A 23824-nucleotide genomic window follows, 5' to 3' on the forward strand; every position below is an offset into this window, starting at 1 on the left:
CGCTCCCGCCTTACATCACCTGCATCAGCGACTGCATGATTTCGTTCTGCGTGCTGATCACCTTGGTGTTGGCCTGGTAGTTGCGCTGCGCGCCCATCAGGTCCACCAGCTCGGATGCGACTTCCACATTCGACTGCTCCAGCTGCTGGCTTTCCAGCTCGCCCAGCTGCCCCGTGCCAGGGGTGCCGATCAGTGCGGCACCGGACTTGGCCGAAGCCTGCCAGCTGGTGCCGTCCACGGCCGTCAGCCCGCTGTCGCTGGGGAAGGTGGCCAGCGCGATCACGCCCACGCTCTGCACCATGCCGTTGCTGTACTGCGCGTTCACCGAGCCATCGGCGCCGACCAGCACATTCACCATCGTGCCCGAGGCATAGCCATCCGAGGCATTGGTGGTGGTCGAGGTGTCACCGGCAAACTGGGTGGTGCCGGCATAGTCGAACGTCACCGACAGCGCATTCGCGCCGGCCGGCGTCAGGTTCACGGCCGCAACGGTGGAGGCTGCGGTGTCCAGCTGCCCTGCCGTCGTGAACTTCAGCGTGCTGGTGCCCACGGCGGTGTTTTCGTTTTGGTAGTGCACTTCCACCGTGTTGTTCGCCGTCTTGACGAAGTACTGGGTGACGGTGTGCTGGCGGCCCAGCGAGTCATACACCACGGACACGGTCGAGCTGTTGTAGCTGCTGGAATCCGTGGGGTTGAACGCATTGGCCGGCACGCTCCAGTCCGCCGACAGATTGGCCACGAAGTCCACCGAAGTGCTGGCCTGCGCCGGGATCTGCCCGGTCGGCACCGTCAGGTTGCCCAGATTGCCCAGGGCCGCATTGCCGACGGTCACACCGTACCCCTGCACCTGGCGGCCCATGTGGTCCACGAGCACGCCCTGCTTGTCCACATCGAACACGCCGACACGGGTGTAGTTCATCACGCCGGTGCTGTCCTTCACCATGAAGTAGCCATTGCCTGCGATGGCCACGTCCAGGTTGCGGCCGGTGCTCAGCAGACCGCCCGCCACATCCAGCGTCTGGGTGGTGGAGGCAGCGCGCACGCCGTTGGGCGACGAGCTGGCATACATGGCCGCGAAGTTGGTGCGGCTGGACTTGTAGCCCGTGGTGCCGGTGTTGGCGATGTTCTGCGAGATGTTGTCGAGCTGGTTGTTGATCGCTTGGAGCGCCGACAGCGCAATCTGGAAGCTCATGATTTCAGGCCTGGTGAAGAGAGGGAGAAAACGTCAGGGCGCTCAGGCCTTCTGACCCACGAAACGCGTCACGCTGGAAGGCAGCACATCGCCCAGCCCCTGCACTTGCAGGGCCACGCTGCCGCTCGACGTCAGGCGCACGGCCTGCAGCGTGCCCGCCACTTCCACGGGGTAACTGGTGCCGCTGGCGTCCTTGACCACGATGCCGTACTTGCCCGCAGGCAGGCCCAGCGCGGCGGGGTCGATGGTGAAGTTGGCATCGCCCACCGCGTTGGAGCCCAGGCTGACCGTGGTCACCTTGCCGTCGGGGGCCGTCAGCTGCAGCGTCAGATCGGCCGTGGCCGGCAGATTGACCACGGCATGTACGGTGCTGTCGTCCAGCTGCACGCTGTTGGTGGAGACCATGACCGTGGAGCCCACCTGGCTGCCCAGCTGCATGGTCTGCAGGCTGTCCAGAATGGAGGACTGGGTCTTGAGCTGCGACGTCAGCGACTGCAGCGATTCCGTCTGGCTCAGCTGCGTGAGCTGGGTGACGAAGGTGCTGGAATCCGTGGGTTCCAGCGGGTCCTGGTACTGCACCTGGGCCACCAGCAACTTGGTGAACATCTGGCCCAGTTCGGTGCCGCCCAGGGCCTGCGAGATGGCATCGCTGCTGCTGGAGCCGGCGTTGGTGCCCGTGCCGGAGGCGCTGTTGATCAAGCTCATGATTGCTCCCCAAGGCGCAGCAGCGATTGCTGCATGGAGCGCACGCGCCCCAGCACCTCGACATTGGTTTCAAAGGCACGCGATGCGGACATCATGTCGGTCATCTCGGCCACGGAATTGACGTTGGAGTAGTAGACGAAGCCGGCCTCATCGGCCACGGGGTTGCCCGGCTCGTGCACCTTGCGCACCGGCTCGGTCGTCTCCAACACATCCAGCACCTGGACACGGGCGGCGTAGCTGTCCAGCGTGCTTTCGCCCATCACGGCAGCAAACACCGGCTTGCGTGCCTTGTAGGCCTCGGATTCGGAAGAGGCGGCCGCACCGGCATTGGCCAAGTTGCTGGCCACGGTGTTCAGGCGCGTGCTCTGGGCCGTCATGGCGGAGCCGGCAATCTGCGCGATTTCACGAAAACCCATGCTCATTCACCCTTGATGGCGGACTGCAGGCCGCGCAGCTTCATGTTCAGAAAGGTCAGGCTGGTCTGGAAGTCCGAGGCGTTCTGCGAAAACAGCGCCTGCTCCACGCCCACCTCCACGGTGTTGCCATCCTGCGAGGGATGGTTGGGCACGCGGAACAGCGCATCCGCACTGCCGCCCCAATCCAGCGACGGCAGGCCCGCCTCCTGGCCCGTGCGCGCCATGGCCTCCGCGAAGTCGATGTCCCGCGACTGGTAACCCGGCGTGCTGGCATTGGCCAGGTTGGAAGCCAGCAATTGCGTGCGGTCAGAGCGCACACGCAGCGCTTGCGCATGCACGGACAACGCCGAGTCGAAATTCAGTGCCATATCGCCCCCGTTGCGCCCCTGCAGGTGTGCACAACCCTGTGTTGATCATTTGCGCATGAGATATTTCTTGCGCGTTCTCAAATCATACTATGCGGATTGTTTCACGTTGCTACTTTTCACACAAAGCGCTACCTAATGCGCTTACAAACCCGACCTGCAAGCCATCGACAGAAAACAATCAAACAATCAGATCGCCAACACACGCAAAAATACGGCCAATGGCATGCAAAATCACCCATCCATCCGCAACAAACACTGCCAGCCATATTTCACACAAAATGACTCCGGAGATGCCAGGCGTGGTGATTTTTGCCACTCACACCGATTCAGTAATTTTTATAATTGCACAAAAGATATTTGATTTGCAATGAATTCATTCCTGACCAGATGGACTCCCATCCTGCTGTGCGCCCTGGGGCTGTCGGCACGGGCCGCAGCACAGCAGGTACCCGCGCCATCCCCGGTGCTGCCGGCCGAGCTGCAGGCCGCCGCCCAGGCCCGGTTGCAGGCCGCGTGGACCCAATTGCTTCCCGCTGCACAGCGCGCACAGGCCCGGCTGCAGGTGCAGTTCACAGCCCCCCGCGGGGCCGCCCACACACCCTGCCCCGAAGGCTGGACCGTCCCCGCCGTGGAACTGCACAGCCTGACCCGTGCCTCCATCCCGGTGCGCTGCGGCAGCCAGCGCGGCAGCGTGGTGGCGCAGCTGCAGGCCAGCGCCCCGGTCTGGACATTGCGCAGCGACGTGCCGGCCGGGCAGGCCCTGCAGGTCGAGGATCTGGAACTGCGCCCACAGACACTCGCCCACCGCAACGAGTTGCTGGACACGCCCGCCCCCGTGGGCCAGCAGCTGAAGACCGCCGGGCGGGCCGGTCAGGCCTTGCAGGCGCGCCAGCTCCTCAGCCCGGTGGCGATGCGCAAGGGGGACAAGATCGAGATCCGCGCCCAGGGCGACGGCGTACAGGTCAGCGTGATGGGCCTGGCCACGGGCTCCGGCAAGCTGGGGGACACGGTGACGGTGCGCAATGCCCGCACCGGCCGGCCGGTGAAAGGGCAGCTGATTGCCCCCGGCGTGCTGCTGGCCGCCCCGCAGGCACCGGGCGGCGGCGTGAAAGTCAAGGCGATGGAATCTGGCGACTGATGCGCACCAGCTTTTGCGCGTAGTCCGGATCGGTGGCGTAGCCGCCCGCCGCCAGGCCGCTGGCAAAGGCCTGCACATCGTCACCGGTGCGCAGGGCCGCCTGGTAACGCGGGCTGTGCGCCAGCAGGCGCACATAGTCCCCAAAGGTGGCATCCAGGTCGGCGTACTGGCGGAACGACTGGGTCTGCCGCACCGCCTGCCCTGCCTCGTATTCGGTGGTCAGCGCCGGGGTGCTGGCGCCTGCCCATCCGCCTTGCGCCTTGATGCCGAACAGGTTCAGACTGTCCTGACCCAGCGCATCCCGCACGGGGCGCTGCCCCCAGCCGCTTTCCAGCGCGGCATGCGCCATGACCGCCCGCGGCGACACCCCCAAGCGCTGCGCAGCCTGCTGCGCCCAGGGGGCAATGCGGTCCAGAAAGGCCTGCTGCGATGGCTGCAGGGAGGCTGCCGCTCCCACGGCCGCGGCCGCGCTGCGCACGCCGCCCGTGGCAGACAGGCCCTCCTTGCTCCGCTCGCTGCGCGCGGCCTGGCGTGCGGCCTGCAGCGCCAGCCAGCGCGCCTGGGGCGACGCCAATGCGGCGCCGCCACTGCCCTGGCTGATGAACTGCTGTACCTCCCGCGCCACATCCTGCCCCAAAGGGGTGTACACGGCCGTCTCTGCGGCCACCGGGGTCGTGGCCGGCAGCTGGGGCAGCCGTGCGGCCGACGCCACCGCAGCACCCGACAGTCCCGCGCCACCGGCACCGGGCCAGGCCGGCAAAGGCAGAAAATCAGAGCGGAGCATAGATCTCCGGCTGGGCATTGCCCACAATCACGGCGCGCATCACTTCGGCCTGCTCCATGATGAGCTGGCAGTTGCGCTGGTTCATGGCCTTGCAGACCTGTACCTGGGCTTCCAGCTGCCCCCACAGACCCAGCAGCTGCTGCTGCAGCGGCGCCTGCAGCAAGGCAAACGCCGCCTCCATCGACAGCGGCGCCCCCGCAGGCAGCAGCGCCCGCACATGCTGGCCCCGTTCCTTGCGGGTACCTTCCAGCCATTGCACCTGGGCCGTGATCTGTACCGCAGCTTCCTGCATGGCTTCGGCATCGTGGCGCAAGGCGGCATGGAACTGCGTGTGCAGCAGCTCGCACAGATGCGCGTACGCCGTCATGTCCTGCTGCATGCCTTGGGCAATGGCAGCCCAGCGCTGGCGGGTCGACAGCGACGGTACGGCGCCGGGGGCCGCGGGAGCGTCGGCCATCACGCCCCACCTCCATGGTGGCGCAGGATGAGCTGTGCCAGCTTCTGGGGGTTGAAGCTGATGTCGCCACGCGCCAGCGCGTCCTTGATTTCCGCCACGCGCGCCGCATCCACGTCCGGCATCTGCGCCGCCTGCACCTGGGCGCGCTGCACGCTGGCAGCCTGCACACCCACCTGCACGTCCGGGGCCACCACGGCCGCAGCCACCGGCAGGGATGCGGCCAGGTCCTGCACGCGGTCGCCCTGTGCAGCCACACTGCCCGCAGCGGGCGCAATGGGGGAGAGTTTCATCCGGGAGCCTCTGAGTTTGCTGCTTTGCATGATGACAGTTTTTAGGGCTTGGCCTGCGCTTCGCCCTGCAAAGGCTGCAGCAATACCTTGCGCAGCAGCTCCAGCATGGGCGTGTCCGCGGGCGAGCTTTGCAGCCCGGGCGTCAAGGGCTCGCTCACCGGCAGGCGGCCAAACGTCTGGTGCACATTCTGGGCATGGGCCTTGGTGGTCACCAGCAGCTCGACACGCCGGTTGATGGCCGCCTGGGGCTGTTCGGGATCGGCCGGTGCCACTTCGGCCATGCCGATCACCTGCAGCACGCTGCGCTCCGGCATGCCGCCCAGCATCATGTGGCCGCGCGCCGCCAGTGCCCGCTGCATGGACAGCGACCAGTTGGATGCGGCAAACGCACTGTGGCTGGAATACGGCAAGGCATCCGTGTGCCCGGCAATCACCAGCTGGTTGTCGATCTCGCGGAACATCGGGCCGATGCGGCGCAGCAGCCGCACGAACTCGGCAGTGGGCTCGGCGCTGCCCAGCTTGAACATGCCGCTCTGCTCGGTGTCGTGCACGGTGATGCGCAGGCCTTCGGCCGTCACCGCGGTCACGATGTGGTCACCCAGACCGACCTGTTCGCCGACCTCCCGCACCCGGCGCGACAGCTGCGCCAGCTCTTCCGGGCTGTCCAGCAGCTTCTGCACCCGGGGCTGGCCGCCCGTCTCTTCCTGGGCCTGCGGCCTGACGGGATTCTTGGGGATCAGCGAACCCGGCTGGTACTCGCCAATCATGCGCACGCCCTGGCCCTGGTAGGTCATATTGGGGGCGGCGCCGGCGGCCATGGCCATCTCGATCTCTTCCTTGTCCCGCGCGGCCAGCACCCACAACACCAGGAAAAGACACATCAGGGCCAGACAGAAGTCGGCAAACGCCACCTTCCAGGCGCTGTTGTGCTCTTCATGCTGGTGCTTGCCGCCGCTTTTCTTGACGACGACCTCACCATGCTCCTGGCCGGCACGCTTAAGCACGGGCCCCTCCGGTCTCGCGGGCCGTCATGTCGGTGATCCAGGTCTCCAGCGCGGCAAAGCTGGGCTTGATGTTCAGCGGCACCAGGCGGCGCCCCGCATCGATGGACAGCAGCGGCGGCTTGCCCGCCACATGGGCCACCAGCACCACTTTCACGCACTCCATGGCGGCAATGTGTTCCATCACGCGCTGCTTCATGAAGTTGCACAGCGGATCCAGCACGCCGTAGCACAGGAAAATGCCGATGAAGGTGCCCACCATGGCAGCCCCCACCTTGACCGCGATCTCGCCGGCCGTGGCGCCATCGGCCACATAGCTCATGGCCATCACAATGCCCAGCACCGCCGCCAGGATGCCGAAGCCCGGCATGGCCTCCGCGATCTTGCCCAGCGATTTGGCCGGCTGCAGCAGCTCTTCCTGGATGGTTTCCAGCTCCTGGTCCAGCACGCCTTCCAGCTCGTGGCTGCTGATCTTGCCCATGGCCATCAGGCGGAAGTTGTCCACGATGAAATGCAGCAGCTTGGCGTCCGCCAACACCAGCGGATAGCGCTGGAACAGCGGGCTGTCCTTGGGCTTTTCCACATGCGCATCCAGGGCCTTCAGGCCCCCGGATGCGGTCAGCAGCAGCTCGTACATCAGCAGCAGCAGCTGGCGCTGGAACTCCACCGTCTGCTTGGTCTGCGACATCACATTGCGCAGCTGCAGCCACAGCTCCGACAGGATGTGCTTGGGATTGCCCAGCACCAGCGCGCCCAGGCCCGCACCGGCAATGATGAAGACCTCCATCGGCTGCCAGATCACCCCCAGTTGACCGCCGCTGAGCACAAACCCTCCGAAGACGGTGCCCAGCACAATGAAGATGCCCAGAAGTTGCAACATGCTTTGTGTTTCCCGAAATGACGGCGGGGGGCTTACGCCCCCTCCAGCGCTGCACGCATCTTGCGCAGCGCTTCCTTGTTGATCTGACAGACCCGCGCCTCGGACAACTCCAGCACCGCTGCAATTTCCTTGAGGTTGAGGTCGAATTCGTAATAGAGCTGGATGACGCGCTGTTCCCGCTCGTTCAGCTGCGCCAGCATCTGCTCCAGCAGATGGCGCTGCAGCACGGCGTGCTGAGGATCTGCCGCCGAACTGGGCAGGTCCATGCCCTGGCCGACCATTTCATCCAGACTGGCCATGGCCTCCGCAGACTCCGCCTGTTCGTATGCCAGGTAGGCTTCGTCGTCCATGCCCAGGGCCTGCTGGATCTGTGTCTGCGTGGGCTCCGCACCCAGCTGGCGGCGCAGGGCGCGCACCGCATCCCGCGCCTTGTGGGCACTCTGGCGCACCGTGCGCGGGCGCCAGTCCTGGCGCCGCAGTTCATCGAGAATGGCCCCACGCACCCGCTGGCGGGCATAGCCAGCAAAGGCCTCGTCCACCGCACCGTAGCGGCGCAATGCCTCCAGCAGGCCCATCAGGCCCACCTGGGTCATATCGTTCTGGTCCATGACCTCACCCGCCTGCGAGGCCAGCTGGCGCACGACCCGCTTGACCATGGGCAGGTAGGCGGTCAGCACCGCCTGTTCCTGCTGCGGCGACACGGCTGCCGTGCTGTAGAGCCCGTCGGCCGGTGCCCAGCCTCCGGCCACCAGCGCGGCAGTGTCGCCATACGAAGCGGAGGTGTCTTGCTGCAGCATGGGCGGGGCTTATTCGATGATCAGCCGCGACACCATGACCTTGTCGAACGGACGCAGATCCGGGTGGCTGGCATAGGCCGCCACCAGGTCCGCCGTCAGCAGCTCGGTCCATTCGTCGATGCTCATGGCCTTGGCCTGCTCCATCGCCACCTGGGACAGCGTGCGCACCGCCACCCCCTTGAGCATGGGCAGCTCGGCCTTCGCGGCCTTCTCGTGCAGCTTGTCCGTGCGCAGCACCAGATCCAGCGACATATAGGTGTTGGCCGTGCGCAGGCTCTGGTCGGTCTTGAGCATGACCACGATCTTGTCCAGCGTCACATAGCTGGCCTGGCGCACATCCAGTTGCGGCGAGGTCTGGGCGGCCACCGCCACCGGCGCACGCTGCCCCCACCACCATCCCCCGGCAGCGACACCCACTCCCAGGATCGCCACCAACGCCAACAGCATTCCAATTTTCTTCGCCATCATCCCTCCCGCTCTGTACCTCAGCCCGCCGCCTGCGCCGCGGACTGCCAGGCCTGCAGGGCCTGACCGATTGCTTCTTCCTCAGCCTGTGCCCAGGGCGCTGGGTTGTCGCGCGACTGCCCGCCTTGCCCCGCCGTCTGGCCGGACGGGCGGCCCTGTGCCACCACCACCGAGGCTTCGCCCTGCGTGCGGGCCTGCAGTTCCTGGCGCAAGCCTTCTGCCAGGCCGGCCAGCTGGCGCCCCACTTCCGCATGCGAGGCCTGGAGCGTCACCTGCACCCCGGACGGGTCATGCTGGATGCGGACTTCCAGGGTGCCCAGCTGTGGCGGATCCAGGCGCACCGTCGCCACCTCCACCCCCTGCGACTGCTGCAGCTGGATGCGCTGTGCCAAGGCCTGCAGCACCGGTTGCTCCGTACGCGCCGCCGCAGCCGTGGTCGGTGCCGCGGGCTTGGCGGGCAGCTCGAGCGGCAGTCCGCCCGGGGTCGGTGCCAGCTGCAGTGCCGCCGACAGCACCGCCGTGGATTCGGGCGATACCGCGGCGCTGCGTGCGCCGGCATCCACCGGTGCATGCACGGTGGCTGGCGTGGCCGCCACCGCTTCCGCCCGGGCTTGCACGCGCTGCAGCACCTCGGTCTCTGCCGGCACGGCCGGCATCTGCACGCCCATGGCCGCCGTGGCCAGAGCGGCATCCGCCGCGGCAGGCGCCTCCACCGCTGCACCCTGTGCATGCCGTGGCTTCAGCATCTCCGGCTGCCAGGCCGGGGCCAGGCTGGGCAGCAGCGGCAGGGCGTTGGCATCCAGCGCGCTGTCGGTTTCGTCGGCCCAGGCATGCTCGGTCTTGGCCAGCAAGGCCTGCACGGTGGAGGCCTTGTCATGCCCACCTGATTCAGCCCACAGGCCCTGTGGCAGCGCCGTCTGTTCCAGCACCCGCGCGTAGTCGGCCGCGCCGAGTGCGAAGGCCTGGGGTGCGGCAGCACCCGCTGCCGCAGGCTCGGTGGCCTGGGCCACGGCAGGCCCCTGTGTGGCTCCGGCAGGCGCCGAGGCCAGCGCGGTGCTGACCGGCATTGAATTCATGAAAGCTGCTCCTGCCATGCGTAGGCCTTGTGCGCCTCGTTGTGGTTGTGCAGGTCGCGCAAGCGCGCCCCTGCTTCTTGCAATGCCTGCTGGCACGCGCTGCGCGCCTGCCCATGGGCGGACGCCACCCGCAGCCATGCCGCCTGCTGGGCAGGATCGGCCGACGGCGTGGCCTGCTCCTCGGTCAGCCATTGGCTCAGCAACTGGTCCAGCTGCCCCAGGCGCACCCAATCCTGCGCGGCCGCGGCCGCCTGCAGTTGCTGGGCCAGCGCTTCCAGGCGCTTGGCATCAAAGGCGGGCATCCGCCATCCCCTGCCACCCGGCGCGCAGCGTCTGGACGATGTCCTGCACTTCGCCCACCTTGTCGGCATCCATGTCAAAGCCCGCCTGGTTCAGGCGCTGGGCACAGAAGTCATAGAGGCGGGACAGGTTTTCCACCACTTCGTTGCCCGCCTCGACCTCCAGTGCGCTGCCCAGCCCGGTCAGGATGTCGGCGCATTTGGCGATGGAATGGGCTTTCTCCTCGAACCGGCCGTGCGCGATGTGCATGCGCAGGCGCGCCATCTCTTCCAGCAGGCCGTCCACCAGCATCAGCACCAGCTCCACAGGCGATGCCTGCGCAGTCTGGGCCACCATGTTGGCGGAGCGGTAGCCCCCGTATCCATCATTCCAAAGGTTGTCGTTCATAGCTCGGGATGCGCGACGCCGCCTCAGCTCGAAGACGACGAAGAGAACAGCGAGTCCAGCAGACTCGTGGTGTTGCCCATCGTGGTTTCGAGGTTGGCCAGCGTCGTGAATTGCGTCAGATAGCGTTGGTAGGCCTGTGCATACAGGCGGTCGATGTTGTCCTGGTCCTTGCTGTACTGCGTCAGCTGCTTTTGCAGTCCGTCCTGGCGCGACTTCAGGAACCCCGTCGAGGCATTGCTCCAGGTGTTGATATAGGTCTGCAGGCTGCCCAGCACGCCGGTGCGCTTGTATTCCAGCGAATTGGTCTGGCCCAGCAGACTGGTCAGGGCGTCGGGGTTGGCGGCCACCTTCTTGGCAAAACGGTCCGCATCGAGGGCGATGGTGCCGTCGCGCTGGGCCGAGATGCCATAGTCCGTCAGGCTCACACCGCCCACGCTGGTGCGCAGCAGGCTGTTGAGCTGGTTGCGCAGCGTGCGCACGCCCGAATCCCCGTTGAGCGCGCCTGCGGCCACGCCGCCTTCGGCATTGCCTGCGGCCGTCAGCTTGTCCATGGCCTTCACCAGCGTGTTGTAGGCGTCCACAAAGCTCTGCATATTGCTTTTGGTCGCGGCATCGTCCTTGGCCACCGTGATCGTCACGGGGCTGGTGGTGACTTCCTGGAAGGTCACCGACAGTCCGTCAATGCCCGTATAGGTGTTGGACGCCTGGCGCATCTCCACACCCGTATCGCCGCCCAGCTTGAACACCGCATCCTGCGCCAGCGACAGCTGGGTGCCTTTGCCGCCGATGCTCGCGCCGCCAGCGGCCGGCATGGCTGTGATCGTGCCGTTCTGCAGCCCCGCCACCGTGGCGGCCCAGTCGGTCGCCAGCTGCTGGGCCGCCGCATCGGCACCGCTCGACGGCACCATGTGCAGCTGGAAAGCGTTCTCCAGCCCGGTGCCTCCGGCGTTCAGCAGCAGCTGCTGCTTGCCGTTCTGCGTCACCACCGAGGCCGTGACCTTGCCATCGCTGGCCTGGTTCAGCGCGCGGGCGATTTCCGTGACGGACAGCTTGCCGTCGTTGTTTTCATCGGCCGCCGCCAGGTCCACCTGGATGTAGCCAGCGCCCCCGACGGCGGTCACCACCATGGTGGTGTCCTGAGGAAAGGTGGTGTCCAGTGCCAGCCCCAGGTCTTCCATGCTGTAGAGCGACTGCTGGGCCGTGGCCAGCTGGCTGACCGCGAAGCTGTAGCTGCCGGCCGACGCCGTGCCCGACACCGAGGCCGAGGCGGCCGTGCTGCGCGACACAGTGGCCGTCTGTGCCACCACGCTGCCCTTGGCGCTGAGCGTGTTGAGCGCAGTGGTGAAGGTGGACAGTGCCGTCTGCAGGCTGGTGAGGGCGGTCACCTTGCCCTGCGTCTTGGACGTGTTGGTATCTACCTGCGTCTGGCGGGCGTAGACATAGCTTTCGGCAAGTGCCTTGGCGGTAGAGACTGGATCGTAGGTTGCCACTGTATTCCCCTGGTATGCGTTCGCGATTGGGCCGTACTAGCGGTTTCCGGTATCCGGCTGCCGAAGCTGACGCTGCCATGCCTGGCCCGCCAGCTCATCCGTGTGCTTTTGTTCCTGGCGCTGCTGCACCACAGCCATGTCAGTGCGCACTCGCTCCAACACCGTCTGCATGCTGCCATGCTGGCGGAAGGCCTTCTGCATCTGCGCCTGGGCCTGGACATATTCGAGCTGCTGCACCCCCAGGGTGTCGCGAAATTGCTCGGCCATGTCCATCAGCCCGGAACGGAAACCCGCTGCGTTCGCATATAGGGCGACACTTCCGTGCAAATTCTTTACCCCGGCGCTGCGGGCCATGTTCCGCAGCCGCTCCAGCTGCGTCTGGGTGTGGTCCAGGCGGGTGCGGGCCTGGCTGGTTTGCGCCAGCGATTGCTGGGCACGCTGGTCCAGCACGTGCACGTACTGCGCCAGGGCGGGGACCGGGACATTCATGCCAACACCTCCTGCAGCTGCGCCATGCAGGCCGGCAACATCGCCGCCTCATGGGTGCCCTGGCGCAGATAGGCCTCCAGCAGCGGCCAACGCTGCACGGCCTGGTCGGTCCGTACATCGGCGCCGGGCACATAGGCGCCCATGGGAATCAGGTCCCGCACCTGGCTGTAGCGCGCCAGCAGCTCCTTGGCCTGGCGGGCGGCCTGCAAATGGCCCTCCGCCACGACCTGGGGCATACAGCGGCTGATGGAGGCCGCCACATCGATGGCGGGGTACTGCCCACGCTCCGCCAGTTCGCGCCGCAGCACGATGTGGCCATCCAGAATGGCGCGCGCCGTATCGGCCACCGGGTCCTGCTGGTCGTCGCCTTCGGCCAGCACGGTGTAGATGGCCGTCATGCTGCCCTGCCCCTGCTCGCCGTTGCCGGCGCTTTCCACCAACTGCGGCAGCATGCTGAAGACCGAAGGCGGATAGCCCCGGGTCGCCGGGGGCTCGCCCAGGGCCAGCGCAATCTCGCGCCGCGCCATGGCGTAGCGGGTCAGCGAATCCAGCAGCAGCAGCACATTGCGCCCCTGGTCGCGGAAATGCGCCGCAATGGTGTGGCACAGCTCGGCCGCCATCATGCGCATCAGCGCCGGCTCGTCGGCGGGGGCCACCACCACGATGGCACGGCGCAGGCCCTCGGCCCCCAGCGCATGTTCAATGAACTCGCGCACCTCGCGCCCGCGCTCGCCGATCAGCCCCACCACAATCACATCGGCCTCGGTCTGGCGCGTGATCATGCCCAGCAGCACGCTTTTGCCCACACCGCTGCCCGCAAACAGCCCGACCCGCTGACCGCGCCCCAGGGTCAGCAGCCCGTTGATGCTGCGCACGCCCACATCCAGCGGCTGGGCAATCGGTCGCTTCTTCAGCGGATGCACCTTGGGCGGATGGGCCGGCAAAGGCACATCGCCCGTCAAACGCCCCAGACCATCCAGCGGCTCCGCCAGGCCATTGATCACGCGTCCCAGCCAGCTGACGCCAATATTCGGCGTCTGCGTCTCCGAATCCGGCGTGACGCGGGCGCCCGTCGCCAGACCGGTGACCGCCTTCAGCGGCATCAGGTACGAGACCGCGCCGCGAAACCCCACCACCTGGGCCGGCAGTGGCACGCCGCCCGGCCCCTCGATCTGGCAGCGCGCGCCCAGCGGCAGTGCCGCGCCCGTCGCCTCCAGCAGCAGCCCGGTGGCGGCATGCAGGCGGGCCGTGGGCTGGGCCACCGGCACATCGGACAGTTGCACGCTGCGCAGCGAATGCGCCAGCCCGCCTTCCGGCGCAGACCGTGGCGGCGGCAGGCTGCTCACACCGGCTCCACCGGGTGCAGCTGTCCGCGCACCTGGTCCATGCAGGCCGCCATGCGCTGCTTGCAGCCGGCATCCACTTCTTCATCGCCCACCAGCAGGCGGCATTCGCCCGCCTCCAGTGCGCTGTCGGCCTGCAGCTGCCACGCCGGTACACGGCTGTGGTCCAGCTCCTGGATGCGCTGCAGATCCGACGGGTTCAGGAACACCTGCACGGCCCCGGTACGCTGCGGCATGCCGGCCAGCGTCTCTTCCACCAGGGCCAGAATCTGCGCCGGTTGCAGCGTCAGCTCGCAGCGCACCACCTGGCGCGCCACTTTTTCCACCAGATCGATCAGATCCTTGCGCAAGCTGGCTTCCCAGTCGGCGTGCAGCAGCTGCAGCTGCGCGGCGGCGGCCGTCACCGGGGCGCCGAGGCGCTGCAGCTCCTCGCGCGCGCCCTGCAGGGCCTGGGCCCGCCCGGCGGCCATGCCGGCCTGCTGCCCCACTTCATAGCCGGCACGCTCGCCATCGGCCTGCCCTTGTGCAACGCCCTGGGCATGCCCGCGCTGCACCGCCTGCTCGTAGGCCTGGGCCAGTTCCTGGGCATTGCGTTCGCGCTCGCCGGTGGGCGCAGAGCTCTGCTGCAGGCTGTCGGCCTGCACCAGGTCCAGAGGGGGGAAGTGGTAGGGGCGGTACAGCACGTTCACTCCACCACGGCTTCGGCAAACAGCTGGATCTCCAGCTCGCCGGCATCCACCATGGCCTTGACCAGGTCCATGATTTCACGCCGTGCCTGCTCCACCCGGCTGAGCGGCACCGGTCCGCTGCGGCGCATCTGGTCTTCGAAGCTCTGTGCCTGGCGCCGGGGCATGGCACCCAGCACTGCCTTGCGCACGGCGGGCTCCGCCCCCTTGAGCGCCAGTGCCCACAGCTCGGCCGGCACCGCCTCGATGATCTGCGTCAGCGTGGCTTCGGACTGCGTGGACAGCACGAAGAAGTCGTACATCTCGGTCTCGATCGCCGAGGCGATCTCCGGGTCGCGTGCCCGCAACTGCTCCACCAGCTCCTGCTTGTTGCCGGGAATGCGGTTCAGGATTTCTGCCGCCTGCTTCACGCCTTCCATGGCCACGCTTTGCGTGCCGAATTCGCTCAGGTACTGGTCGGTCAGCACCTCCAGCTGGACCAGCAGATCGCGGTCCACATCCTTGAGCCTGGCCACGTTCAGCACCAGCGCTTCGCGCCCCGATGCCGGCAGGTACTCGATCACATCGCCCGCCAGCTTCGGGGGCAGAAAGGCCAGGAACACGGCCTGCATGCGCGGGTGCTCCTGCGCCAGCCGCTCGGCCAGCCACGCTGGCGAAGCCCATTGCAGCCGCGCCATCTTGGGGCGCACTTCATCGCCGTAGATGCTGTCCAGCACGCTGCCGGCAATGTCACCGCCCAGCGCCAGCCCCAGCGAGCGCTGCAGAAAGCTGCGCGATGCACCATGCACCCCGCTTTGCTCCCGGTAGTCATCGAAGAAATGCTGCAGCGACTGGCGCACGGAATCCACGCGGATGCCGCTCAGGCGCGACATCACCTGGGTCACCGCCAGCAGGTCCTCGCGTTCCAGGCAGCGCAGCACACCAGCGGCCGGCTCTTCACCCATGCTCAGCAGCACGATGGCCGCCTGCTCGATGAGGTTCAGCTCTTCCGCGCTCTTGCCCGGCAATGCCAGGCGCGCCGCGCCCTCAGCGTTCGCTACCGACTGGTTGGCCATGTTTTTGCACCCATTGTTTGACCACTTCCGCCACGCGCTCCGGCTCCTTGGCCGCCAGCGTGCGCAAATGCTCCACCATCACATCCACTTCCGAGCCCGGGGGCGGCAGGTCCACGTTCTCCAGCAAGGGCACCATCGACATATCGGTCGTGGACACCCGGGCGCTGTCCGGCGCCTGCAGCAGGGCAAGGTCGGCCTCGCCGCCACCCGCCAGGGCCGGAGCGGCCTGCGCCACCGCGGCGGCCGTCTTGGCGCCTTCGCGCAGATGGCGCAGCACCGCATTCACCAGGCGCACCAGCAGCACCAGCACCACGCCGCCAGCGATGGTCCACAGCGCCATCACCACCGCGCCATACCAGTTGGCAGGCTCCTCCCACCACTGCGGCACCGGGGGTGGCACGGTAAACGGCATGCTGGAGACCGCAATCTGGTCGCCCCGCACACTGTCCACGCCCATGCCCACGCGCAGCAGCTTTTCCACGCGCTGCAGCGCTTCCGGGCTCCACACCGTGCTGCCCTTGGGCGCCACGGTGTCGTCCAGGATCACCGCCACATGCAGCTTGTTGATGCGGCCCTTGCCGCGCTTGACCTGGACCACGCTGCGGTCGTAGGCGTAGTTGCGCGACACGGCGGCGCGGAAGTTGCTGTTGTTGGCGTCCTTGCCGTCCTTCGCCTCCGGCTCGGAAGGCACATTCACCGGACGGTTGCTCAGCGAGCCGGGCACGCCCAGGGCCACCCCGCCGCTGCGGTCGTTTTCTTCCCGCGTGGCTTCGCTGAGCACGCGCGGATCGCCGTTGTACTGTTCGTAAGACTCTTCGGTGCGGTCCTGGCTCAGATCGGCCGTCACCGTCACACGGAAATGCCCCGCTCCCACAGCGGCGGTCAACAGCTCCTGGGCATTCTGGCGCAGCTCGGCACTCAGCTTGCCGGCCTGGCCTTCCTGCGCCAGCGGATCGAAGCCTTCCGACAGGTCCACGCGGGCCGACAGGAAATTGCCCGCCTGGTCGGTCAGCGCCACGCGCTGGGGATCCAGTCCGGCCACGCTGCTGGACACCATGTGGATGATGGCGGCGATCTGTTCCTGCTTGAGCTGCTGCCCCGGCTGCATCTGCAGCACCACCGACGCCGAGCTCTTATCCCCGGTGTTCACCACGAACGATGACGAGCGTGCAATCGACAGGTGCACCCGTGCCGCAGCCACCGCATCCAGGGTGGTGATGCTGCGCGCCAGCTCGCCTTCCAGGCCGCGGCGAAAGCGCACGTCCTGCACAAACTGACTGACCCCCAACGGATCGTTGCGGTCCATCAGCTCCAGGCCTTCAGGCAACTTGGCCGCCACGCCCTTGGCGGCCAGCAGCATGCGGGCGCGCCCCAGATCGGACTCGGCCACCAGCACCTGGCCGGAATCCGGATGCAGGCGGTACTTCAGGCCATCGGCCTCCAGCACCGCCACCACATCCGAGGTCACCACGTTCTCGCGGGCGCCGAACAGGGGGCGGTAGTTGCCGCTGCTCTGCCACAGCACCAGCACCACCAGCGCCGTGACGATGGCCGCCGCCAGCACCAGCGGCACGGCGACACGCGCCATACCGGGAGAGGACGAGAAAGAAAGCACGCTCTGTGCGGCAGGCATGCCTGCGAAGCGTTTTTTAAGGGAATCCAACACCGGTATGTCCTCTGCCTCAAACCTGGAGCTTCACGACCTCGTCCATCGCTCCCATCACCTTGTTGCGCACCTGCATCAACATGGAGAACGACAGACTGGCTTCCTGGCTGGACAGCATGGCCCCGACCAGGTCATCACTTTGGCCCGCATCGACCGCGGCCATCCGGTCCGAAGCGGCCCGCCCCTGTGCATCCACGGACAGCACGGCGTTTTCCATCAGGTGCAGAAAGCCGCTGCCTGCGGCCTGCTGGCCGGCTGCGGGCATGACGGGCGTCTGGTCCAGCTGGGGCGGCACGAACTGCGCAAAAGCGCCCCGGGTCTGCAGCAAAAGGCTTGAGGGTTCGATGTTCATCGGCATGCCCCTGCGCCACCGACAGCCCCCATCTACACAGGTGCGTCGCTGATTTCGAGGGAATAAGTTGTTGCACGAACAGTATACTATTCACAACTGATACAAATACTAGCGATTTCGCAATACATTCCATATCTCCTGTATTGTTCTCTGTAACAGCCTCATTTTGCGTGACGCCACACCTTAAATAAAAGGTGAAAAAGATATCTACTGTGCAGAACATCAAAACCCTGAACCCCGTCCTGCTGGGGCGCCCGGTGCAAGCCTTCGATCAGTTGGCGGCCGATCTGGCACAGCATGTACAGGCACAGCTGCATGGCACCGGCCACCGTCCGATTGCCATCCAGATCGCGCACGCCCACTTCACGCCGCTGCCGGGTGTCGCACCCCAGGCGTTACAAATCGAGTTGCAGCGCGCCACCGTGCTCGCCCATATGGCGGCCCGCTATGGCTTCACGGCCGACGGCCAGGCGGATGCCCCCGACACCCCTCCCAGCAGCACGGAACGGCGCATTGGCCAGGCCCTGCAGGACGCGGTGCTGCGCGCCGTTGCCGCGCTGTGCGCCCAGGCCGGTGCGGCGCTGGACAGCCCCCCTTCCACGTCGGCGAGCGCCTGGCAATGGCAGGCACGCATCCAGGTGGGGGACAGCAACTGGCAGCCGCTGCACATCACGCTGGATGCCGATGCCAGCCGCACGCTGGAGCACTACGCGCTGCAGCTGCGCCGCACCCAGCGCACAGCCCAGCCGGGCGCGGCCAAACCGGCGGCCCCGCTGCAGGTGGAGCTGACCGCACGCCTGCTGGAAAAAACCGTTTCCACCGCCGACATCCAGGCGCTGCGACGGGGCAGCGTGCTACCGATCGCCCTGGGGCGCACCACGGTGCTGCTCAACGGCGAAGCCCTGCTCACCGCTTCGGTGGCCGAGCACCACGGCAAGCTGCACCTGACTGCCTTTGAGACCTTGGAATAAAGACTATGGAACTCGACAACAACATGGACCTGCAAGACCTGCTGGCGGGCAACGCGGAAGCGGCCCCCGAAGCGCCCGCCCTGGCCCCAGCCCTCCCGGAACCCGAGCGCCTGTCGCCCTTTCTGCACCGCATTCCGGTGACCCTGACGCTGGAAGCCGGCTCCGCCCGCATCACCTTGCAGGAACTGGCCGATCTGGGGCCGGACAGCGTGGTGCCGCTGGACACCATCGTGGGCGAACCGCTGACCATCAAGGTCAACGGTGCCGCCATCGGCAAGGGAGAGGTGGTGGTCTGCGGTGAGTCCTATGGCCTCAAGGTACTGGACCTGCATGCCGAGCTGCCCGCCCTGGGCCTCTGAGCCAGCGCCGCGCACCCGCATGAAACCGCAACCTCACAGGGCGCATTGCGCCCTTGTTGGGTGGGCGCTGGCAGCCTGCCTGTGCGCCTGGCTACCCGTGGCGCAGGCCGCGAACATTCCCTTGATGGAAAGCCAGCAAGCCCATGGCGTGACCCAGCTCTCGGTCAAGACCGAGGTGCTGGTCCTGATGACGCTGCTGGGCCTTCTGCCCATGATGGCACTGATGATGACGACGTTCACGCGCTTCATCATCGTGCTGGCACTGCTGCGCTCCGCACTGGGTCTGCAGCAGGGCCTGCCGACCCGGGTGCTGACCGGCGTGGCGCTGATCCTGACCCTGCTGGTCATGCGCCCGGTGGGCGAGCGGCTGTGGACCGAGGCCTTCGAGCCGTACGAAAAAGACCAGATCAGCCTGATCGATGCACTGCGCCGCGCCGAAAAACCGATGTCGGACTTCCTGCTGGCGCAGACCCATGAGGCGGCACTGAAACAGGTCAGCGCACTGGCCAAGGAAGGCCCGGTCGCCACCCCACAGGACCATGCCTTCACGGTGAAGGTTGCGGCCTTCGTGCTGAGCGAGCTGAAAACCGCCTTCATGATCGGCTGCGTGCTCTTCATCCCGTTTCTGGTGATCGACCTGGTCGTCTCCTCGGTGCTGATGGCCATGGGCATGATGATGCTGTCCCCGCTGGTGATTTCGCTGCCCTTCAAGATTCTGCTGTTCGTGCTGGTGGACGGCTGGTCCCTGACGGTCAACACGCTGGTCACCAGCGTCCAGGGGCTGTAGCGCCATGACGCCCGATATCGCGGTCGACCTGCTGCTGCAGGCCATCCAGCTGGTGCTCGTGATCGTGGCCGTGCTGGTGGTGCCGGGCCTGATCGTGGGCCTGCTGGTCAGTCTGTTCCAGGCCGCCACGCAGATCAACGAGCAGACGCTGAGCTTTCTGCCCCGCCTGATGGTCACGCTGCTGGCCCTGGCGGTGAGCGCGCGCTGGCTGGTCACCCAGCTGATGGATTTCTGCGTGCGTTTCTTCCAGTACGCCAGCACGCTGCTGGGCTGACCACCGCCATGGAGCAAGGCCTCTACCCCTTTTTACTGTACTGGCTGCAGATCCTGTGGTGGCCGTTTGCCCGCATCATGGCCCTGCTGGCGTTTGCCCCCATCTTCGGCGACCCCACCGTCCCGGTGCGGGTGCGGGTCACGATCGCGCTGACCCTGGCCGTGGTGGCCCTGCCCTCGGTCAGCAGTGCCGTCATTTCCGTGAACGCCTTTTCGCTGACGGCCGTGGCCCTGACGCTGGAGCAGATCGCCATTGGCGCCGTGTTGGGCCTGGGCCTGCAGTTCGCAACGACCGCACTGAGCATCTTCGGGTTCCTGAGCGCCTCCCAGACCAGCCTGGCCATGGCCATGCTCAACGACCCGGTGAACGGCAGCTCCTCCGATGCGCTGTCGGTGCTGGCCCTGCTGCTGGGCATGCTGCTGTTCTTTGTACTGGACATCCACCTGCTGGTGGCCGGCATCGTGTCGGCCAGCTTCGACGCCTGGCCGGTGGGCCAGAGCCTGAGCCGGCTGCAACTGCAGACCGTGGCCTACAACATGGGCTGGGTGTTTGCCGCCGCCTTCCTGCTGGCCACGCCCATCATCTTTGCCGCCATGCTGGTACAGCTGGGCTTTGGCTTCATGGCCCGCATCTCCCCCAGCCTGAACATCTTTGCGCTGGGCTTTTCCGTCGTCACGCTGTTCGGCCTGGCCATGCTGGCCTTCATGCTGCGCCACATCCCGGCCCACTACCTGCAGATGACCCGGCGCGCGCTGGACATGCTGACCCTGATGATGAAAGCCTGAGCACATGGCAGACAGTGCAGGCGACAAGTCCGAACGGGCCTCCGACCACAAGCTGCGCAAGATGCGCGAAGAAGGCCAGGTGGCGCGCTCGCGCGACCTGGCCACGGCGGTGGGGCTGGTGGTCACGCTGCAGGTGACGGCGCTGTTCATGCCCGACTACCTGCGCAAATTCCACGGCCTGTTCCAGCGCGGCCTGGACGATGCCTCCGGTACCGGCACCATCGACGCCATGGTGGGGACCGTCTGGGCCGATGCCGGAATGCTGTTCGCCCAGATGCTGCTGCCGCTGTTCATCACCCCGCTGCTGGTGGCCGTCGCGTCCCTGTTCCCCGGCGGCTGGTTGCTGTCGCCAAAGAACCTGCAGCCCAAGTTCAGCCGCCTGAGCCCCAAACAGAACCTGTCGAAGTTCTTCAAGGCCAAGCACTACGGCGACCTGCTGATGTCCGTACTCAAGGCTGCGACCGTGGCCGGCGTGGTCTACGCCTACTGCAAGGCCAATGTGCGCAATTTCACCGCCCTGCCTTCGATGACCCTGGACCTGGCGGTGCGGGAAGGCATTGCCCTGTTTCTGTCCGGCGTGATGTCCATCGTGGTCATCTTCGTCATCCTGGCGCTGATCGACGTTCCGCTGCAGCGCTTTTTCTTTCTGCGCAGCCAGCGCATGAGCAAGCAGGAAGTCAAGGAAGAGCACAAGAGCAACGAAGGCCGCCCGGAAGTGAAAAACCGCATCCGCCAGATCCAGCGGCAGCTGGCCCGGCGCAGCGTGCGAACCACCGTCCCCAAGGCCGATGCCGTGATCGTCAACCCCGAACACTTTGCCGTGGCCGTGCGCTACGACACCCAGCGGGCCGAAGCGCCGTATGTGATCGCCAAGGGGGTGGACGAGATGGCCTTCTACATCCGCGAGATCGCGCTGCAGCACCAGGTCGAGGTCGTCAGCATCCCGGCACTGGCGCGCGCCGTCTACCACACCAGCCAAGTCAACCAGCAGATCCCGGCCGTGCTCTACCGCAGCGTGGCCCAGGTGCTGCACTACGTGCTGCAGATCAAGGCCTTCCGCCAGGGCCAGCGCCCTGCACGCCCGGAGATGCCGCACGCGCTGGACGTCCCTACCGAATTGTCTGATCCGTCTCCTGCACCATGAAGCACTACGTCACCGAACTGCGCCAGGCCCTGTCCCGCCACCAATGGGCTGTGCCTGTGTTTTTGCTGGCGCTGCTGGCCATGGTCATGCTGCCGCTGCCCCCGCTGGCGCTGGACATCTTCTTCACCTTCAACATCGTGCTGTCGCTGGTGGTGGTACTGGTGGCCGTGGGCGTCAAGCGGCCGCTGGACTTTGCCGTCTTCCCCACCATCATCCTGGTCACCACCCTGATGCGCCTGGGCCTGAACGTGGCATCAACCCGCGTGGTGCTGCTGCACGGCCAGAACGGGCCCGATGCCGCCGGCCATGTGATCGAGTCCTTCGGCAACGTGGTGATCGGCGGCAACTTCGTCGTCGGCCTCGTGGTGTTCATCATCCTGATGATCATCAACTTCGTGGTGGTGACCAAGGGCGCGGAGCGGATCTCGGAAGTCTCGGCCCGCTTCACGCTGGATGCCCTGCCCGGCAAGCAGATGGCCATCGACGCCGACCTGAACGCCGGCCTGATCAACCAGCAGCAGGCCCAGACGCGGCGCAAGGAAGTCGCCACCGAAGCCGACTTCTACGGTGCCATGGACGGCGCCTCCAAGTTTGTGCGGGGCGATGCGATCGCCTCCATCCTGATCCTGATCATCAACCTGATCGGCGGCGTGGCCATCGGCTCGCTGATGCACGATCTGCCGCTGGGCGAGTCGTTCCGGCTGTATGCGCTGCTGACCATCGGTGACGGCCTGGTCGCCCAGATCCCGGCGCTGCTGCTGTCGGCCGCATCGGCGGTGATCGTCACCCGCATCAGCGATGCGGACGCCGGCGAATTCTCGGACCAGGTGCGCCAGCAGTTGCTGGCCAAGCCGGCCGTGCTGTACAGCGCCGCCGGCGTGATGCTGGTGCTGGGCCTGATCCCCGGCATGCCCTGGATGCCTTTCCTGGCGTTTGCCGCGGTGCTGGTGCTGGGTGGCTGGGCCATGGCCAAGCAGCCCGGCGGCGTGCAGCCGGCGCCCGACAACCTGGGCCTGCTGCAGAGCGTGACCGCGGCGGCCGTGCAGGATTTTGGCTGGCAGAGCCTGCCCATCACCGAGCAGCTGTCGGTGCGCGTGGGCTACCGCCTAGTCAGCCAGCTCGACCCCGGGCAGGGTGCGCCGCTGGCCACACGGCTCAAGGGCGTGCGCCAGAGCGTCAGCGAGGCGATGGGCTTTGTCCTGCCCCCCGTGCATGTGCGCGACGACCTGACCCTGCCTCCCAACCAGTACACCATCCTGATCAACGACAGCATCGTCGCCAAGGCCGAGGTGCACGCCGACAAGCTGATGGCCATTCCCTCGCCCCATGTGTACGGCCAGCTCGACGGCATTCCCGGCATCGAACCGGCCTACCAGCTGCCGGTGACCTGGATCGACCCCAAGGACAAGGCCCACGCCCTGGGCATGGGTTACCAGGTGGCGGACTGCGTCAGCATCGTCGCCACCCACGTAACGCGCGTGGTGCGCCAGCACCTGGACGAGCTGATCCGCCACGACGATGTGCATGCCTTGCACGAACGGCTCAATGCCCTGTCGCCCAAGCTGGCCGCCGCGCTGGAAAAGGCCTGCCCGGCGCAGTTGCAGCACGCCGTGTTCAAGCAGCTGCTGCGCGAAGGGGTGGCCCTGAAGGACATTGTGCAGATCGCCACCGCGCTGCTGGACAGCATCGACACCACCAAGGACCCCATCCTGCTGACCGCCGAAGTGCGCTGCGCACTGCGCCGCCAGCTCGTCAGCACGGCCCCCGAGATCAAGGCCTTCACCCTGGGCACGGAACTGGAGCAGCTGCTGCTGGGCGCCCTCAGCAGCGCCCGCCACACCAACAAGAAAGTGCCGCTGGACAACTACCCGGTGGATCCCAGCCTGCTGGGCCAGCTGCAGGAGCACATGGCACATGCGCGCGACCTGATGAAGCAGCAGGCCACCGCGCCCATCCTGCTGGTCACGCCCCAGCTGCGCCCACTGCTGGCCCGCTATGCGCGCCTGTTTGCCCAGGGCCTGCAGGTGCTGTCCTTCAATGAAGTGCCCGAAGGCAAGGAGCTGAAAGTCCTGGGCACCGTGGGATAAGTGCCGCAACGGCCTGCGCGCCAGGCGCAGGCATCACGGCGGCGGATGCAGGAGTGCTCCGCGCCCGCCGGAAGCGGTGC

General features: G+C 66.7%; 30 protein-coding genes. 8 read left to right on the forward strand and 22 right to left on the reverse strand.

The window, feature by feature from the left end:
• Window positions 1-10: 10 nt before the first annotated feature.
• The 5 genes from QM470_RS15530 to QM470_RS15550 form a co-directional block, all read right to left on the reverse strand.
• Window positions 11-1192: a flagellar hook protein FlgE gene (locus QM470_RS15530; protein WP_283339881.1), complete on the reverse strand. Its 1182-nt coding sequence runs from the start codon at window positions 1190-1192 to the stop codon at window positions 11-13.
• A 42-nt stretch (window positions 1193-1234) separates the two neighbouring features.
• Window positions 1235-1897 carry a flagellar hook capping FlgD N-terminal domain-containing protein gene (locus QM470_RS15535; protein ID WP_280013255.1) on the reverse strand — a complete coding sequence of 221 codons (663 nt, stop codon included), beginning with the start codon at window positions 1895-1897 and terminating at the stop codon, window positions 1235-1237.
• A complete protein-coding gene (gene flgC, locus QM470_RS15540) occupies window positions 1894-2313 on the reverse strand; it encodes a flagellar basal body rod protein FlgC (protein WP_218333492.1) in 420 nt (139 codons plus the stop codon). The genes QM470_RS15535 and flgC overlap by 4 nt, the downstream gene beginning before the upstream one ends.
• Before the next feature lie 2 nt (window positions 2314-2315).
• A complete protein-coding gene (gene flgB, locus QM470_RS15545) occupies window positions 2316-2681 on the reverse strand; it encodes a flagellar basal body rod protein FlgB (RefSeq protein ID WP_066541916.1) in 366 nt (121 codons plus the stop codon).
• 178 nt (window positions 2682-2859) lie between these two features.
• Window positions 2860-2997 carry a hypothetical protein gene (locus QM470_RS15550; RefSeq protein WP_283339882.1) on the reverse strand — a complete coding sequence of 46 codons (138 nt, stop codon included), beginning with the start codon at window positions 2995-2997 and terminating at the stop codon, window positions 2860-2862.
• A 51-nt stretch (window positions 2998-3048) separates the two neighbouring features.
• On the opposite strand from QM470_RS15550, the gene flgA reads away from it, so the two are divergent.
• The gene (flgA, locus tag QM470_RS15555; RefSeq protein WP_283339883.1) at window positions 3049-3819 is read left to right on the forward strand and encodes a flagellar basal body P-ring formation chaperone FlgA; all 771 of its coding nucleotides are present in this window, start codon (window positions 3049-3051) and stop codon (window positions 3817-3819) included.
• On the opposite strand, the gene QM470_RS15560 is transcribed toward flgA, so the two are convergent.
• From QM470_RS15560 to fliE, 17 genes are all read right to left on the reverse strand, one after another.
• A complete protein-coding gene (locus QM470_RS15560) occupies window positions 3794-4603 on the reverse strand; it encodes a glucosaminidase domain-containing protein (protein WP_283339884.1) in 810 nt (269 codons plus the stop codon). The genes flgA and QM470_RS15560 overlap by 26 nt on opposite strands.
• Entirely contained in the window at window positions 4590-5060 is a 471-nt protein-coding gene (gene flgN, locus QM470_RS15565) for a flagellar export chaperone FlgN (protein WP_283339885.1), read from the reverse strand. The genes QM470_RS15560 and flgN overlap by 14 nt, the downstream gene beginning before the upstream one ends.
• Window positions 5060-5350, reverse strand: coding sequence for a flagellar biosynthesis anti-sigma factor FlgM (gene flgM, locus QM470_RS15570; RefSeq protein ID WP_283339886.1), 291 nt, complete (start codon window positions 5348-5350; stop codon window positions 5060-5062). Before flgM ends, flgN begins: the two co-directional genes overlap by 1 nt.
• A gap of 41 nt (window positions 5351-5391) precedes the next feature.
• Window positions 5392-6354 (reverse strand): flagellar motor protein MotB, encoded by a 963-nt coding sequence (locus QM470_RS15575; protein ID WP_066541922.1) that lies wholly within the window; start codon window positions 6352-6354, stop codon window positions 5392-5394.
• Window positions 6347-7231 (reverse strand): flagellar motor stator protein MotA, encoded by an 885-nt coding sequence (gene motA / locus QM470_RS15580; RefSeq protein WP_066541924.1) that lies wholly within the window; start codon window positions 7229-7231, stop codon window positions 6347-6349. The genes QM470_RS15575 and motA overlap by 8 nt, the downstream gene beginning before the upstream one ends.
• Before the next feature lie 32 nt (window positions 7232-7263).
• Complete coding sequence (gene fliA / locus QM470_RS15585) at window positions 7264-8028, reverse strand: RNA polymerase sigma factor FliA (protein WP_283339887.1); 765 nt, start codon at window positions 8026-8028, stop codon at window positions 7264-7266.
• A gap of 9 nt (window positions 8029-8037) precedes the next feature.
• On the reverse strand, window positions 8038-8475 hold the full coding sequence (locus tag QM470_RS15590; protein ID WP_218333386.1) for a flagellar basal body-associated FliL family protein: 438 nt from the start codon (window positions 8473-8475) through the stop codon (window positions 8038-8040).
• 38 nt (window positions 8476-8513) lie between these two features.
• Window positions 8514-9569 (reverse strand): flagellar hook-length control protein FliK, encoded by a 1056-nt coding sequence (locus QM470_RS15595; protein ID WP_283339888.1) that lies wholly within the window; start codon window positions 9567-9569, stop codon window positions 8514-8516.
• On the reverse strand, window positions 9566-9871 hold the full coding sequence (locus QM470_RS15600; RefSeq protein ID WP_283339889.1) for a hypothetical protein: 306 nt from the start codon (window positions 9869-9871) through the stop codon (window positions 9566-9568). Before QM470_RS15600 ends, QM470_RS15595 begins: the two co-directional genes overlap by 4 nt.
• The gene (gene fliS, locus QM470_RS15605) at window positions 9858-10256 is read right to left on the reverse strand and encodes a flagellar export chaperone FliS (protein ID WP_066541933.1); all 399 of its coding nucleotides are present in this window, start codon (window positions 10254-10256) and stop codon (window positions 9858-9860) included. The genes QM470_RS15600 and fliS overlap by 14 nt, the downstream gene beginning before the upstream one ends.
• Window positions 10257-10279: 23 nt before the next feature.
• Complete coding sequence (fliD, locus tag QM470_RS15610) at window positions 10280-11746, reverse strand: flagellar filament capping protein FliD (protein WP_283339890.1); 1467 nt, start codon at window positions 11744-11746, stop codon at window positions 10280-10282.
• Between the two features lie 36 nt (window positions 11747-11782).
• A complete protein-coding gene (locus QM470_RS15615) occupies window positions 11783-12235 on the reverse strand; it encodes a flagellar FliJ family protein (protein WP_066541935.1) in 453 nt (150 codons plus the stop codon).
• Window positions 12232-13581: a FliI/YscN family ATPase gene (locus QM470_RS15620; RefSeq protein WP_280013859.1), complete on the reverse strand. Its 1350-nt coding sequence runs from the start codon at window positions 13579-13581 to the stop codon at window positions 12232-12234. Before QM470_RS15620 ends, QM470_RS15615 begins: the two co-directional genes overlap by 4 nt.
• Window positions 13578-14267, reverse strand: a complete 690-nt coding sequence (gene fliH, locus QM470_RS15625; protein ID WP_283339891.1) for a flagellar assembly protein FliH — start codon at window positions 14265-14267, stop codon at window positions 13578-13580. The genes QM470_RS15620 and fliH overlap by 4 nt, the downstream gene beginning before the upstream one ends.
• The gene (locus QM470_RS15630; protein ID WP_279999536.1) at window positions 14264-15319 is read right to left on the reverse strand and encodes a FliG C-terminal domain-containing protein; all 1056 of its coding nucleotides are present in this window, start codon (window positions 15317-15319) and stop codon (window positions 14264-14266) included. Before QM470_RS15630 ends, fliH begins: the two co-directional genes overlap by 4 nt.
• On the reverse strand, window positions 15291-16907 hold the full coding sequence (gene fliF, locus QM470_RS15635; RefSeq protein ID WP_283339892.1) for a flagellar basal-body MS-ring/collar protein FliF: 1617 nt from the start codon (window positions 16905-16907) through the stop codon (window positions 15291-15293). The genes QM470_RS15630 and fliF overlap by 29 nt, the downstream gene beginning before the upstream one ends.
• A gap of 94 nt (window positions 16908-17001) precedes the next feature.
• Entirely contained in the window at window positions 17002-17337 is a 336-nt protein-coding gene (gene fliE / locus QM470_RS15640) for a flagellar hook-basal body complex protein FliE (protein ID WP_280013853.1), read from the reverse strand.
• Window positions 17338-17549: 212 nt separating this feature from the next.
• Here fliE and QM470_RS15645 point away from each other — a divergent pair, with 212 nt between their 5' ends.
• The 7 genes from QM470_RS15645 (at window position 17550) to QM470_RS15675 (ending at window position 23744) form a co-directional block, all read left to right on the forward strand.
• Window positions 17550-18308, forward strand: a complete 759-nt coding sequence (locus tag QM470_RS15645) for a hypothetical protein (protein WP_283339893.1) — start codon at window positions 17550-17552, stop codon at window positions 18306-18308.
• Entirely contained in the window at window positions 18305-18667 is a 363-nt protein-coding gene (locus QM470_RS15650) for a FliM/FliN family flagellar motor switch protein (RefSeq protein WP_280013873.1), read from the forward strand. Before QM470_RS15645 ends, QM470_RS15650 begins: the two co-directional genes overlap by 4 nt.
• Before the next feature lie 124 nt (window positions 18668-18791).
• On the forward strand, window positions 18792-19454 hold the full coding sequence (fliP, locus tag QM470_RS15655; RefSeq protein WP_225608902.1) for a flagellar type III secretion system pore protein FliP: 663 nt from the start codon (window positions 18792-18794) through the stop codon (window positions 19452-19454).
• 4 nt (window positions 19455-19458) lie between these two features.
• On the forward strand, window positions 19459-19728 hold the full coding sequence (fliQ, locus tag QM470_RS15660) for a flagellar biosynthesis protein FliQ (protein ID WP_066541952.1): 270 nt from the start codon (window positions 19459-19461) through the stop codon (window positions 19726-19728).
• Between the two features lie 8 nt (window positions 19729-19736).
• Window positions 19737-20513 (forward strand): flagellar biosynthetic protein FliR, encoded by a 777-nt coding sequence (locus QM470_RS15665; protein ID WP_283339894.1) that lies wholly within the window; start codon window positions 19737-19739, stop codon window positions 20511-20513.
• A gap of 4 nt (window positions 20514-20517) precedes the next feature.
• The gene (flhB, locus tag QM470_RS15670; RefSeq protein WP_283339895.1) at window positions 20518-21657 is read left to right on the forward strand and encodes a flagellar type III secretion system protein FlhB; all 1140 of its coding nucleotides are present in this window, start codon (window positions 20518-20520) and stop codon (window positions 21655-21657) included.
• Window positions 21654-23744: a flagellar biosynthesis protein FlhA gene (locus tag QM470_RS15675; protein WP_066541958.1), complete on the forward strand. Its 2091-nt coding sequence runs from the start codon at window positions 21654-21656 to the stop codon at window positions 23742-23744. The genes flhB and QM470_RS15675 overlap by 4 nt, the downstream gene beginning before the upstream one ends.
• Window positions 23745-23824 lie beyond the last annotated feature (80 nt).

Origin of the sequence: Comamonas sp. 17RB, assembly GCF_030056555.1 — a bacterium.
In the GTDB taxonomy this organism is placed as follows: Bacteria; Pseudomonadota; Gammaproteobacteria; order Burkholderiales; family Burkholderiaceae_C; genus Comamonas; species Comamonas terrigena.

What these genes read in the sequence shown, in the direction of transcription:
- QM470_RS15530 (WP_283339881.1), bottom strand. Translation starts at nt 1,192, where the DNA reads ATGAGCTTCCAGATTGCGCTGTCGGCGCTCCAAGCGATCAACAACCAG.
- QM470_RS15535 (WP_280013255.1), bottom strand. Translation starts at nt 1,897, where the DNA reads ATGAGCTTGATCAACAGCGCCTCCGGCACGGGCACCAACGCCGGCTCC.
- flgC (WP_218333492.1), bottom strand. Translation starts at nt 2,313, where the DNA reads ATGGGTTTTCGTGAAATCGCGCAGATTGCCGGCTCCGCCATGACGGCC.
- flgB (WP_066541916.1), bottom strand. Translation starts at nt 2,681, where the DNA reads ATGGCACTGAATTTCGACTCGGCGTTGTCCGTGCATGCGCAAGCGCTG.
- flgA (WP_283339883.1), top strand. Translation starts at nt 3,049, where the DNA reads ATGAATTCATTCCTGACCAGATGGACTCCCATCCTGCTGTGCGCCCTG.
- QM470_RS15560 (WP_283339884.1), bottom strand. Translation starts at nt 4,603, where the DNA reads ATGCTCCGCTCTGATTTTCTGCCTTTGCCGGCCTGGCCCGGTGCCGGT.
- flgN (WP_283339885.1), bottom strand. Translation starts at nt 5,060, where the DNA reads ATGGCCGACGCTCCCGCGGCCCCCGGCGCCGTACCGTCGCTGTCGACC.
- flgM (WP_283339886.1), bottom strand. Translation starts at nt 5,350, where the DNA reads ATGAAACTCTCCCCCATTGCGCCCGCTGCGGGCAGTGTGGCTGCACAG.
- motA (WP_066541924.1), bottom strand. Translation starts at nt 7,231, where the DNA reads ATGTTGCAACTTCTGGGCATCTTCATTGTGCTGGGCACCGTCTTCGGA.
- fliA (WP_283339887.1), bottom strand. Translation starts at nt 8,028, where the DNA reads ATGCTGCAGCAAGACACCTCCGCTTCGTATGGCGACACTGCCGCGCTG.
- QM470_RS15590 (WP_218333386.1), bottom strand. Translation starts at nt 8,475, where the DNA reads ATGCTGTTGGCGTTGGTGGCGATCCTGGGAGTGGGTGTCGCTGCCGGG.
- QM470_RS15595 (WP_283339888.1), bottom strand. Translation starts at nt 9,569, where the DNA reads ATGAATTCAATGCCGGTCAGCACCGCGCTGGCCTCGGCGCCTGCCGGA.
- QM470_RS15600 (WP_283339889.1), bottom strand. Translation starts at nt 9,871, where the DNA reads ATGCCCGCCTTTGATGCCAAGCGCCTGGAAGCGCTGGCCCAGCAACTG.
- fliS (WP_066541933.1), bottom strand. Translation starts at nt 10,256, where the DNA reads ATGAACGACAACCTTTGGAATGATGGATACGGGGGCTACCGCTCCGCC.
- QM470_RS15615 (WP_066541935.1), bottom strand. Translation starts at nt 12,235, where the DNA reads ATGAATGTCCCGGTCCCCGCCCTGGCGCAGTACGTGCACGTGCTGGAC.
- QM470_RS15630 (WP_279999536.1), bottom strand. Translation starts at nt 15,319, where the DNA reads ATGGCCAACCAGTCGGTAGCGAACGCTGAGGGCGCGGCGCGCCTGGCA.
- fliF (WP_283339892.1), bottom strand. Translation starts at nt 16,907, where the DNA reads ATGGCGCGTGTCGCCGTGCCGCTGGTGCTGGCGGCGGCCATCGTCACG.
- fliE (WP_280013853.1), bottom strand. Translation starts at nt 17,337, where the DNA reads ATGAACATCGAACCCTCAAGCCTTTTGCTGCAGACCCGGGGCGCTTTT.
- fliP (WP_225608902.1), top strand. Translation starts at nt 18,792, where the DNA reads ATGGAAAGCCAGCAAGCCCATGGCGTGACCCAGCTCTCGGTCAAGACC.
- fliQ (WP_066541952.1), top strand. Translation starts at nt 19,459, where the DNA reads ATGACGCCCGATATCGCGGTCGACCTGCTGCTGCAGGCCATCCAGCTG.
- QM470_RS15665 (WP_283339894.1), top strand. Translation starts at nt 19,737, where the DNA reads ATGGAGCAAGGCCTCTACCCCTTTTTACTGTACTGGCTGCAGATCCTG.
- flhB (WP_283339895.1), top strand. Translation starts at nt 20,518, where the DNA reads ATGGCAGACAGTGCAGGCGACAAGTCCGAACGGGCCTCCGACCACAAG.
- QM470_RS15675 (WP_066541958.1), top strand. Translation starts at nt 21,654, where the DNA reads ATGAAGCACTACGTCACCGAACTGCGCCAGGCCCTGTCCCGCCACCAA.